This is a genomic window from Streptomyces sp. NPDC058665, from assembly GCF_042714995.1.
Classification (GTDB): domain Bacteria; phylum Actinomycetota; class Actinomycetes; order Streptomycetales; family Streptomycetaceae; genus Streptomyces.
The window spans coordinates 94,677-105,506 of sequence record NZ_JBHXRX010000001.1; the positions used below are offsets into that span (position 1 = coordinate 94,677).

Annotated in this window: 11 protein-coding genes and 1 pseudogene; 9 read left to right on the plus strand and 3 right to left on the minus strand. The window is 69.0% G+C overall.

What is annotated here, in order from left to right:
• The first annotated feature begins 29 nt into the window (after window positions 1–29).
• From mqnC to ACFWV8_RS00490, 3 genes are all read left to right on the plus strand, one after another.
• The gene (gene mqnC / locus ACFWV8_RS00480) at window positions 30–1,229 is read left to right on the plus strand and encodes a cyclic dehypoxanthinyl futalosine synthase (protein WP_384196681.1); all 1,200 of its coding nucleotides are present in this window, start codon (window positions 30–32) and stop codon (window positions 1,227–1,229) included.
• Between the two features lie 10 nt (window positions 1,230–1,239).
• Entirely contained in the window at window positions 1,240–1,905 is a 666-nt protein-coding gene (locus ACFWV8_RS00485; protein WP_384196904.1) for a hypothetical protein, read from the plus strand.
• A gap of 200 nt (window positions 1,906–2,105) precedes the next feature.
• Window positions 2,106–2,807 (plus strand): demethylmenaquinone methyltransferase, encoded by a 702-nt coding sequence (locus tag ACFWV8_RS00490; protein ID WP_329383325.1) that lies wholly within the window; start codon window positions 2,106–2,108, stop codon window positions 2,805–2,807.
• Here the strand turns inward: ACFWV8_RS00490 and ACFWV8_RS00495 are convergent.
• On the minus strand, window positions 2,788–3,303 hold the full coding sequence (locus ACFWV8_RS00495) for a GNAT family N-acetyltransferase (RefSeq protein ID WP_384196906.1): 516 nt from the start codon (window positions 3,301–3,303) through the stop codon (window positions 2,788–2,790). The two genes, ACFWV8_RS00490 and ACFWV8_RS00495, sit on opposite strands and share 20 nt — an antisense overlap.
• A 145-nt stretch (window positions 3,304–3,448) precedes the next feature.
• Between ACFWV8_RS00495 and ACFWV8_RS00500 the strand changes: the two genes are divergently transcribed.
• Entirely contained in the window at window positions 3,449–4,732 is a 1,284-nt protein-coding gene (locus ACFWV8_RS00500) for a geranylgeranyl reductase family protein (protein ID WP_329383322.1), read from the plus strand.
• A 4-nt stretch (window positions 4,733–4,736) separates the two neighbouring features.
• Here the strand turns inward: ACFWV8_RS00500 and ACFWV8_RS00505 are convergent, their stop codons facing one another.
• Window positions 4,737–5,297: a glycoside hydrolase family 25 protein gene (locus ACFWV8_RS00505; RefSeq protein WP_384196684.1), complete on the minus strand. Its 561-nt coding sequence runs from the start codon at window positions 5,295–5,297 to the stop codon at window positions 4,737–4,739.
• Between the two features lie 149 nt (window positions 5,298–5,446).
• Complete coding sequence (locus ACFWV8_RS00510) at window positions 5,447–6,268, minus strand: C40 family peptidase (RefSeq protein WP_384196686.1); 822 nt, start codon at window positions 6,266–6,268, stop codon at window positions 5,447–5,449.
• A gap of 816 nt (window positions 6,269–7,084) precedes the next feature.
• Between ACFWV8_RS00510 and ACFWV8_RS00515 the strand changes: the two genes are divergently transcribed.
• The 5 genes and pseudogenes from ACFWV8_RS00515 to nuoE all read left to right on the plus strand — a co-directional run.
• On the plus strand, window positions 7,085–7,444 hold the full coding sequence (locus ACFWV8_RS00515; RefSeq protein WP_023539436.1) for an NADH-quinone oxidoreductase subunit A: 360 nt from the start codon (window positions 7,085–7,087) through the stop codon (window positions 7,442–7,444).
• Window positions 7,445–7,464: 20 nt separating this feature from the next.
• Complete coding sequence (locus ACFWV8_RS00520) at window positions 7,465–8,019, plus strand: NADH-quinone oxidoreductase subunit B family protein (protein ID WP_329383313.1); 555 nt, start codon at window positions 7,465–7,467, stop codon at window positions 8,017–8,019.
• Entirely contained in the window at window positions 8,016–8,771 is a 756-nt protein-coding gene (locus ACFWV8_RS00525) for an NADH-quinone oxidoreductase subunit C (RefSeq protein WP_384196688.1), read from the plus strand. Before ACFWV8_RS00520 ends, ACFWV8_RS00525 begins: the two co-directional genes overlap by 4 nt.
• On the plus strand, window positions 8,768–10,090 hold the full coding sequence (locus tag ACFWV8_RS00530; RefSeq protein ID WP_384196690.1) for an NADH-quinone oxidoreductase subunit D: 1,323 nt from the start codon (window positions 8,768–8,770) through the stop codon (window positions 10,088–10,090). The genes ACFWV8_RS00525 and ACFWV8_RS00530 overlap by 4 nt, the downstream gene beginning before the upstream one ends.
• A gap of 32 nt (window positions 10,091–10,122) precedes the next feature.
• Window positions 10,123–10,820 (plus strand): annotated as a pseudogene (gene nuoE / locus ACFWV8_RS00535) (NADH-quinone oxidoreductase subunit NuoE); the annotation flags it as partial.
• Window positions 10,821–10,830 lie beyond the last annotated feature (10 nt).

Sequence of the window (10,830 nt, forward strand, 5' to 3'; positions counted from 1 at the left end):
CTGATACACCGCCGAAAGGTGACGCCCCGGTGACCGAGAAGGCCGACCAGCAGTCTGTCCTGGACCGCGCTGCCGAGGGTGGCCGGATCACCCCCGAAGAGGCGCTCGACCTCTACCGCTCGGCGCCCCTCCACGCGCTCGGCTCCGCCGCCGACAGCGCGCGCCGTCTGCGGTACGCGGGCACGGAGCACATCGCGACGTACATCATCGAGCGGAACATCAACTACACCAACGTCTGCGTGACGGCGTGCAAGTTCTGCGCCTTCTACGCGGCCCCCAAGGACACCGAGAAGGGCTGGACCCGCGACCTCGACGACATCCTGCGCCGCTGCGCGGAGACCGTCGAACTCGGCGGCACCCAGATCATGTTCCAGGGCGGACACCACCCCGACTTCGGTGTGGAGTACTACGAGAAGCACTTCGGCGCCATCAAGGCCGCGTTCCCGCAGCTGGTCATCCACTCCCTCGGCGCGTCCGAGGTCGAGCACATGGCCCGGATCTCCGACGTCACCGTCGAGGAGGCCATCCGCCGGATCCACGCGGCCGGTCTCGACTCCTTCGCGGGCGCCGGCGCCGAACTGCTGCCGGCCCGGCCGCGTACGGCGATCGCACCGCTCAAGGAGTCCGGCGAGCGGTGGCTGGAGATCATGGAGACCGCGCACGGGCTCGGCGTCGAGTCGACGTCCACGATGCTCATGGGCACGGGCGAGACGAACGCCGAGCGGATCGAGCATCTGCGGATGATCCGCGACGTGCAGGACCGGACGGGCGGTTTCCGGGCGTTCATCCCGTACACCTACCAGCCGGAGAACAACAAGCTGAAGGGGCAGACGCAGGCCACGCTCTTCGAGTACCTGCGGATGATCGCCATCGCCCGGATCTTCCTCGACAACGTCGCGCACATCCAGGGCTCCTGGCTGACCACGGGCAAGGAGGTCGGCCAACTCTCCCTGCACTACGGCGCGGACGACCTCGGCTCGATCATGCTGGAGGAGAACGTCGTCTCCTCCGCGGGCGCCAGGCACCGCTCCAACCGGCTGGAGATCATCGACCTGATCCGCAAGTCGGGGCGGGTGCCCGCGCAGCGCGCCACGACGTACGAGCACCTCGTCGTGCACAACGACCCGGCGAACGACCCGGTCGACGAGCGCGTCGTCTCGCACATCTCCTCCACGGCGATCGCGGGCGGTACGGCCCACCCCGAACTCAAGCTGCTCGACGCCAACTGACCGCGTGGCACTGACGATTCACCGGGCGGACCTGCTGCTGCCCGGCGCCGGGCGGGCGCCCGTGCCGGGCGGCGCCGTCCTGGTGGACGGCCGGAGCATCGAGGCCGTCGGCCCGTACGAGGAACTGGCGGCGGCGCGCCCCGCCGCCCGGGTACGACGGTGGCCCGGCGTCCTCACCCCCGGGCTGTGCAATCCGTACGGTCCCGAACTGCTGGAGCAGGCCTACCACCCGGACCCGCGCGAGGCCGACGAACTGGGCACCGAGCCGCTCACCGGCGCCGCGCTCGCCGCGCTGGAGATGACCGAGAGCCGCTGGGGCGCCAGTGCCCGGCGCGGGGTGCGGCGGATGCTGGCGCACGGGACCGTCGCGGTCGCCGGGAGGCTCCGGCGCGAGACGGTGGCGGACGCGGTGGCGCGCTCGGGACTCGGCTTCGATGAGCGGTTCGAGGACCCGCAGGGCCCGCCGGCGCTGGATCCTCTCGCGGGCGGCAGACCGGTCGAGGACGCCTTCGTACTGCCGCCGCTGGACTTCGAGGGCCGACAGGCCGACTTCGCCGTCTTCGACGTTCCCGGTCTGTCGGCCGACGGTGACCCGTACGCCGCGCTGGCGCGCGCGGGCGCGGCCAGTTGTGTGGCCACCGTCCTCGACGGGCGCCTCGTCCACCGACGTGCCTGAGAGCCTGTCGGGTGGCCTCTGATCGGGCGTCCACGTCCTGGCACGCACGCTTCCCGCGTTGCCGGGATGCCCTGGTAGCTCCGCTACGAGGGCATCCCGGCGCCTTGGAATCGCACGCACCAGACCGCGTCCGCTATCCGATCGAAGGCCACCCGACAGGCTCTGAGCCCGCGCCGGGGGCGTACTGCTTCAATGGACGGGTGACCCGAGCCTCCCTGGACAAGCAGCCGCACGAAGTCGCCTCGATGTTCGACGACGTGGCGGCCAAGTACGACCTCACCAACGACGTGCTGTCCCTGGGGCAGGCGCGGCTCTGGCGCAAGGAGGTCGCGAGAGCGGTGAACGCCCGCCCCGCGCAGAAGATCCTCGACCTCGCCGCGGGCACCGCCACCTCGTCGATGCCCTTCGCCGCCACCGGCGCCTACGTCGTGCCGTGCGACTTCTCGCTCGGCATGCTGCGCGAGGGCAAGAAGCGCCACCCGTGGCTGCCGCTGACCGCCGGGGACGCGACGAAACTGCCCTTCCGGGACGACGTCTTCGACTCCGTCACGATCTCCTTCGGCCTGCGCAACGTCCATGACACGGACGGCGCGCTCCGTGAGCTGTACCGGGTGACCAAGCCCGGGGGGCAGGTCGTGATCTGCGAGTTCTCGCAGCCGACGTGGGAGCCCTTCCGGACCGTCTACACGGAGTACCTGATGCGCGCGCTGCCGCCGGTGGCACGGAGCGTGTCCTCCAACCCGGACGCGTACGTCTACCTCGCCGAGTCCATCCGCGCCTGGCCCGACCAGCCGGCTCTCGCCGGTCTGCTCCAGAAGGCCGGCTGGTCGAAGGTCGCGTGGCGGAATCTGACCGGCGGGGTCGTGGCACTGCACCGGGGCGTCAAGGTCGCTCAAGCCTGAGCCGGAAGCGGTACGCCTTCCGCTTCCCGACCGGCGTCATGAACGTCTCCTCCAGCTCCATGCCCAGGCGCCGGGTGACCGCGACCGAGCGCTCGTTGCGGGCGTCGACCATCGCCACGACGGTGGGGACGCCCGCCGCCCGTACTCGCTCCAGCGTCGCGTGCGCGGCGGCCGTCACGTACCCCTTGCCCCAGTGCGCCCGGCCGAGCCGCCAGCCGATCTCGATCTCGCCGACCGGGCCGAACGACGTGTGCGGCCAGGGCTGCGCGCCGGTGAAGCCGATGACCTCGTCGTTCGCGTCGAGCATCGTCCAGAGACAGAAGCCGAGTTCGGCGGCGTGCCGGCGCTGGCGGGCGGTGAACTCCTCGTACTCGGCGAGCGGCGCGGGGCCGCCGTGGAACTCCATCACGTCCGGATCGTCGAAGAGCCGGTGCCAGTGGCGCGCGTCCTCCTCGGCGGGAACACGGAGCCGCACGACGGGGACCGGTCGGGTGATGTCGTTCACGTGGGCAGCCCTTCAACTTGTCGATCTGTACGCACCCATAGACTGCACCTGTCCAGTGCCGAACATGTCCACAGCCGTCGGTACGCCATGAACGGGACCCGCCCGCCGGGTGCCACGAGCTTCGGGAGATCCCGCTGTGACCGAGCCCCTCTCCGAACACACCGCGGACGTGATCGTCGTCGGGGCCGGCCCGGCCGGTTCCACCACGGCGTACCACCTCGCCAAGTCGGGCCTGGACGTGCTGCTCCTGGAGAAGACCGCGTTCCCGCGCGAGAAGGTCTGCGGCGACGGGCTCACCCCGCGCGCCACCAAGCAGCTGGTGGGCATGGGCATCGACATCTCCGAAGAGGCGGGCTGGCTCCGTAACAAGGGGCTGCGGATCATCGGCGGCGGTGTACGGCTCCAGCTCGACTGGCCCGATCTGGCCAGCTATCCGGACTACGGACTCGTCCGCAAGCGCGACGACTTCGACGAGCAGCTGGCCCGGCAGGCGCAGAAGGCCGGCGCGCGGCTGCACGAGCGCTGCAACGTCGGCGCGCCGATCGTCGACCCGCGCACCGGCCGGATCACCGGCGTCAACGCCCGTATGGGCGAGGAGAAGACGCCCGTCACCTTCCACGCCCCGCTCGTCGTCGCGGCGGACGGCAACTCCACGCGGCTCTCGCTCGCGATGGGGCTGCACCGGCGCGAGGACCGGCCGATGGGCGTCGCGGTCCGTACGTACTTCACCTCGCCCCGGCACGACGACGACTACCTGGAGTCGTGGCTGGAGCTGTGGGACCGGCGCGGGCCGCAGGACCGGCTGCTGCCCGGCTACGGGTGGATCTTCGGCATGGGCGACGGCACGTCCAACGTCGGCCTGGGCATTCTCAATTCGTCGTCCGCGTTCCGGGAGCTGGACTGGCGCGAGGTGCTCAAGGCGTGGTGCGCTTCGATGCCGGAGGACTGGGGCTACACGCCCGAGAATATGACGATGCCCATCCGCGGCGCCGCGCTGCCGATGGCCTTCAACCGGCAGCCGCACTACACCAAGGGCCTGCTGCTGGTCGGTGACGCGGGCGGCCTGGTCAACCCCTTCAACGGCGAGGGCATCGCGTACGCCATGGAGTCCGGCCAGATCGCGGCGGACGTCATCGTGCAGGCTCAGTCCCGGCAGACCCCGGGGCAGCGCGAGATGGCGCTCCAGCGCTATCCGCGGGTCCTCAAGGACACCTACGGCGGCTACTACTCGCTGGGCCGCGCCTTCGTGAAGCTGATCGGCAACCCGAAGGTCATGAAGATCGCGACGCAGCGCGGGCTCACGCATCCGCTGCTGATGAAGTTCACGCTGAAGATGCTGGCGAATCTGACCGACCCGACGGGCGGCGACGCGATGGACCGCATCATCAACGGTCTGAGCAAGGTCGCGCCCAAGTCGTAACGGCTCACTCCGCGCTGTCGCCCTTGGCCCATGTGCGCAGGGCGGCGGCGTCGGCGAACCTGCCGAGGTTCGTGTCCAGCGGGGTGTCCGTGTACTGGTGGAACTTCCACGCGGCTTTGATACGGGGCTTGCCCGGGGTCACGTAGTCCGCGATCCACAGCGCGTCGCCCGCCTCGCTCGTGGTGTCGCGGTTGAGCCAGAAGTCGCGGTTGCAGTACAGCCCGACGCGGTGCTTCGTGCCCCGCAGCCGCCGGACCTCCGCCAGGAAGGCGTCCTTGGACGCGCACGAGACGTCCGCGTCCTCCCAGTCGGCGAACAGCGGGTCGCCCGCGCGCTCGCCGGCCTTGTCCACGAAGTACTTCGCCTGTGCCTTCATGCTGCCGGGCCGCAGGAAGTGGTAGAAGCCGACGACCAGTCCGGCCTCGCGCGCGTGCGCGGCCTGCGCGGTCATCCTGGGATTGATGTACGAGGTGCCTTCGGTGGCCTTGACGATGGCGAAGGCGAGGCCCTTCGTGGCGAAGGACGAGCTCTGGTACGACGCGACGTCGACGCCCTTGACGGTCATCGGTGGTGCCTCCTGCGCGGTGGGGGGAGATACCTGTCCGATGCCCGCGATGCCGCCGGCGCACTCACGAACAGTCAGGTCCGCGGGGCCCGTTGGGGCACAGGTCCCGAACCGCCCTTGTGCGCCGGGGCATCGGTCGGCCGGAGAAGTCAGAGAAGACGGACGGCGCCGGTGGGCGGGTCCCAGTCCAGCGTCTTCTCGACGACGCCCGTACCGGAGTTCTGCGCGCCGATGAACTTGCCGCCGCCGGAGTAGATCGCCACGTGGTACGCGCTGCCCGCGCCGCCCCAGTAGAGGATGTCGCCGGGCTGGAGGTTGTCCAGGGAGACCTGGGTGCCGGAGGTCGACTGCGGCTGCGAGGTGCGCGGCAGGTCGACGCCGATCTGGCGGTACGCGGCCTGGACGAGGCTGGAACAGTCCCATGAGTCGGGGCCGTTGGAGCCGAGGACGTACGCGTCGCCGACCTGGGCGCGCGCGAAGGCCAGTACGGCCGCCGCCGAGCCGGTCGCCTGCGTGGTGCCCTGGGAGGCCCCCGAGGAGGAGCCTGAGGGGGCGGAGAGCGTCGTCCGCTCCTCGGAGCGTGAGGCACGCTCCTCGGCCGCGGCCTTGGCGCGGGCGGCCTCTGCGGCCTTCTCCTTCGCCGCTGCCTCGGCCTTGCGCTCCGCTTCGGCCTTGGTCTTCTTGGCGACCTTCGCGGCGTGGGTCGCCGCGGCGTTCTCCTGTGCCTGGAGGTCGAGGTCGGCCGCGACCTGCTGGGTGGCCTCGGCGGACTGCGCGACAGCGCCCGCGATGCCGGAGGTGAGCGTGGGCATCTCGATGGTCTCGGTCACCGGCTCGGCGTTGGCCGGAGCGGCGGCACCAGCCAGCGCGATGGTGCTGAGGACGCCACCGGCAACTCCGGACCGGATCGCGGTTTTCGACGCGCCTCGGCGGGGCTTCCGGTGGCTGGGTATGTGAGCGGTGTGGGACATGAGGACAATCGCTATCAGGGCTTTTGGGTTCCCTTCAAGAAACGTGTGTTGCGCCACAGTTACGTTCGGAATAGATCAATCCGCTTAGCGGCGGCCCTTATTGACGCCGTAACGGGCATAAGGGGCACTCGTGATCATGGCTGTGATCAGAGGGTTTCGGTGAATCGCCCGGATTGCCCGCCGCCTACCATCCGTTCGCTTCGGTGGCCAAGCCCCACTTTCGAGAAGGTTGAGCACAGTGGCGCAGGTCACAGAACGGTGAACGCGCGGAATGCCGGACCGAATGCCGGACGTATTGGCGGACGGGATGCCGGGCGGAATGCCGCGGGCTCGCGGACGCGCGCTCGTGAACACGTGCACGCGGTCCGCGTCCGGTCGCTCCGGCCGGCCGCGTCCGCGCCCGTTCACACCCCCGCCACCCTCCGCCCACCTCGGTCCCGCGACCTCCCCCTGGCGGGTGGCCCGCGCGTGTATCACCCGCCCGCGTTCATCTCCAATTTGCCGCTCTCCGCGTTGTCTTGATAGAGCCGCATAGCCTCCGACCAGCGGTGACTCTCCGCATTGTTACCTCAAGTGACCGATCGGACGCTGCCCGTTCGAAGATCGACCGGCCTTCCGGAACATGATCGATCGTCGGGTGGTGGAGATCACAAACTCCTTGTCCCACCCCGTGTCGCAGATCACAGACCGGGAGGCATAGGATGCGGGACAGTCCGGCTTGTGAACTGCCTCACATACACGTGATCTTCGTGGGGCGGCGAGACAGAAGCTCGGTTGAGGACCAACGGTCAGGGACGACTGGAAGGAGCGAGGAGCGTGAATGCCTACGCGCCAATCCTCGTGCTCGGCGCTCTCGGTGCCGCGTTTGCGATCTTCTCCGTGGTGGCGGCCACGCTTATCGGCCCGAAAAGGTACAACCGGGCAAAACTCGAAGCGTACGAGTGCGGCATCGAGCCCACTCCCACGCCGGCCGGAGGTGGCCGCTTTCCGATCAAGTACTACCTGACGGCGATGCTCTTCATCATTTTCGACATCGAGGTCGTCTTCCTTTACCCCTGGGCCGTCACCTTCGACGCACTGGGGCTTTTCGGGCTCGTGGAGATGCTGCTCTTCGTGCTCACCGTCTTCGTCGCCTACGCGTATGTGTGGCGGCGCGGCGGTCTGGAATGGGACTAAAGGCGCGGAGGGGCTAACCAATGGGACTTGAAGAGAAGCTGCCGAGCGGATTTCTGCTGACCACCGTCGAGCAGGCCGCTGGCTGGGTGCGCAAGTCGTCCGTCTTTCCGGCGACCTTCGGCCTCGCCTGCTGCGCCATCGAGATGATGACGACGGGCGCCGGCCGGTACGACCTGGCCCGGTTCGGCATGGAGGTCTTCCGCGGTTCGCCGCGCCAGGCGGACTTGATGATCGTCGCGGGACGGGTGAGCCAGAAGATGGCGCCCGTCCTGAGGCAGGTCTACGACCAGATGCCCAATCCCAAGTGGGTCATCTCCATGGGGGTTTGCGCGTCGTCCGGCGGGATGTTCAACAACTACGCGATCGTCCAGGGCGTCGATCATGTGGTCCCTGTCGACATCTACCTGCCGGGCTGCCCGCCGCGGCCGGAAATGCTGATGGACTCCATCCTCAAGCTCCACCAGAAGATCCAGAGTTCGAAGCTCGGGGTCAACGCGGAGGAGGCCGCCCGCGAGGCGGAGGAAGCGGCGCTCAAGGCGCTGCCGTTGATCGAGATGAAGGGGCTTCTCAGGTGAGCGAGGAGCAGCGATCCGGGAGTTCCCCGGACAACGACCAGCCGGCCGACGCCGGCGTTCCGTCCGCGCGCGGCCAGGCCTCCGAGGTCATCGGCGTACGCAAGGGCATGTTCGGCACCGACACCGGCGGCGGCGACACCAGCGGTTACGGCGGTCTCGTCAGGACCGTGACCCTGCCGGGCGCGTCCAGCCGCCCCTACGGCGGGCGCGACGGTGTCTTCGACGAGATCGCCGACGAACTCGAAGGCGCGCTGGAGGAGCAGGGACTGCTCCCCGCCAACGCCATCGAGAAGACCGTCGTGGACCGGGGCGAACTCACCTTCCACATCGCCCGCGAGCATCTGGTCCAGGTGGCCAGGACCCTGCGCGACGACCCGGCGCTCCGCTTCGAGCTCTGTACGGGTGTGTCCGGCGTCCACTTCCTGGGCGACAAGGGCCGTGAGCTGCACGCCGTCTACCACCTGCGTTCACTGACGCACGGCCGGCTGATCCGTCTTGAGGTGTCCGCACCGGACAGCGACCCGCACGTGCCGTCCCTGGTCGAGATCTATCCGACCAACGACTGGCACGAGCGCGAGACCTACGACTTCTTCGGCCTGATCTTCGACGGCCACCCCGCCCTCACCCGGATCATAATGCCGGACGACTGGCAGGGCTTCCCGCAGCGCAAGGACTATCCCCTCGGTGGCATCGCCGTCGAGTACAAGGGCGCCCAGATCCCGTCGCCGGACCAGCGGAGGTCGTACTCATGACCACCCCCCACGCAACTCCCCGTGCCACCACCGAAGGCACCGTCTACACCGTCACCGGCGGTGACTGGGACGAGGTCGTCGAGACCGCGGCCAAGTCGGACGACGAGCGCATCATCGTCAACATGGGGCCGCAGCACCCGTCGACGCACGGTGTGCTCAGGCTGATCCTGGAGATCGACGGCGAGACCGTCACCGAGGCCCGCTGCGGCATCGGCTATCTCCACACCGGTATCGAGAAGAACCTCGAATTCCGCAACTGGACGCAGGGCACCACCTTCGTCACGCGCATGGACTACCTGACGTCGTTCTTCAACGAGACGGCCTACTGCCGCGCCGTGGAGTCGCTGCTGGGTATCGAGGACGACGTACCGGACCGGGCGAACATCATCCGCGTCCTGCTGATGGAGCTCAACCGGCTCTCCTCGCACCTGGTCTGCATCGCCACCGGCGGCATGGAACTCGGCGCGACCACGATCATGATCTACGGCTTCCGCGATCGTGAACTGATCCTCGACGCGTACGAGTTGATCACCGGCCTGCGCATGAACCACGCGTACATCCGGCCCGGCGGCCTCGCCCAGGACCTTCCCCCGGGCGCCGTCGACCATCTGCGCGAGCTGCTGAAGACCCTGCGCAAGAACCTGCCGGAGTACGACAAGCTCGCCACCGGCAACCCGATCTTCAAGGCCCGTATGCAGGACGTCGGCTATCTCGACCTGGCCGGCTGCATGGCGCTCGGCGCCACGGGACCGATCCTGCGCTCGGCCGGGCTGCCGCACGACCTGCGCAAGACCGACCCGTACTGCGGCTACGAGACGTATGAATTCGACATCCCGACCGCCGAGACCTGCGACGCCTACGGCCGCTTCCTCATCCGGCTTGAGGAGATGCGGCAGTCCCTGCGGATCGTCGAGCAGTGCCTGGACCGGCTGGAGCCGGGCCCGGTGATGGTCGGCGACAAGAAGATCGCCTGGCCCGCGCAGCTCGCGCTCGGCCCGGACGGCCTCGGCAACTCGCTCGACCACATCAAGAACATCATGGGCACGTCCATGGAGGCTCTGATCCATCACTTCAAACTGGTGACGGAGGGCTTCCGGGTCCCGCCGGGGCAGGCGTACGCCGCCGTCGAGTCGCCCAAGGGCGAACTCGGCGTGCACGTCGTCTCCGACGGGGGCACGCGCCCCTACCGGGTCCACTTCCGCGACCCGTCGTTCACCAATCTCCAGTCCATGGCGGCCATGTGCGAGGGCGGCCAGGTGGCCGACGTCATCGTCGCCGTCGCGTCCCTCGACCCCGTGATGGGAGGCGTCGACCGGTGACCACCACACCGAATTCCGAGGTCAGCCTCGGAATGCCCCAATTCCCCGCCCCCGACTACCCGGCCGATGTACGCGCCCGGCTGGAGACGGACGCGAAGGAGGTGATCGCCCGCTACCCCGACAGCCGCTCGGCCCTGCTGCCGCTGCTGCACCTCACACAGTCCGAGGAGGGGTACGTCACCCGTACCGGCGTGCGGTTCTGCGCCGAGATGCTGGGGCTGACCACCGCCGAGGTGACCGCGGTCTCCACCTTCTACTCGATGTACCGGCGCAGGCCGTCCGGCGACTACCAGGTCGGTGTCTGCACCAACACGCTCTGCGCGGTGATGGGCGGCGACGCCATCTTCGACGAGCTGAAGCAGCACCTGGGCGTCGGCAACAACGAGACCACCGAGGACGGCAAGGTCACGCTGGAGCACATCGAGTGCAACGCGGCCTGCGACTTCGCGCCGGTGGTGATGGTCAACTGGGAGTTCTTCGACAACCAGACCGTCGAGTCGGCGAAGCAGCTCGTGGACGACCTGCGGGCCGGCGAGGAGGTCACCCCGACGCGCGGCGCGCCCCTGTGCACGTACAAGGAGACCGCGCGCATCCTCGCGGGCTTCCCCGACGAGCGCCCCGGCGCCGTCGACGCCACCGGTGGCGCGGGCCCCGCCTCGCTGACCGGCCTGAAGCTGGCCAAGGGCGAGGCGATCCCGGCCCGTACGCCCGCACCGCGCGACACGGCCACGGGCCCGGCA

Coding starts and splice junctions, on each gene's coding strand:
- ACFWV8_RS00505 (WP_384196684.1), bottom strand. CDS start 5,297: ATGACCGTCAAGGGCGTCGACGTCGCGTCGTACCAGAGCTCGTCCTTC.
- ACFWV8_RS00510 (WP_384196686.1), bottom strand. CDS start 6,268: ATGTCCCACACCGCTCACATACCCAGCCACCGGAAGCCCCGCCGAGGC.
- ACFWV8_RS00520 (WP_329383313.1), top strand. CDS start 7,465: ATGGGACTTGAAGAGAAGCTGCCGAGCGGATTTCTGCTGACCACCGTC.
- ACFWV8_RS00530 (WP_384196690.1), top strand. CDS start 8,768: ATGACCACCCCCCACGCAACTCCCCGTGCCACCACCGAAGGCACCGTC.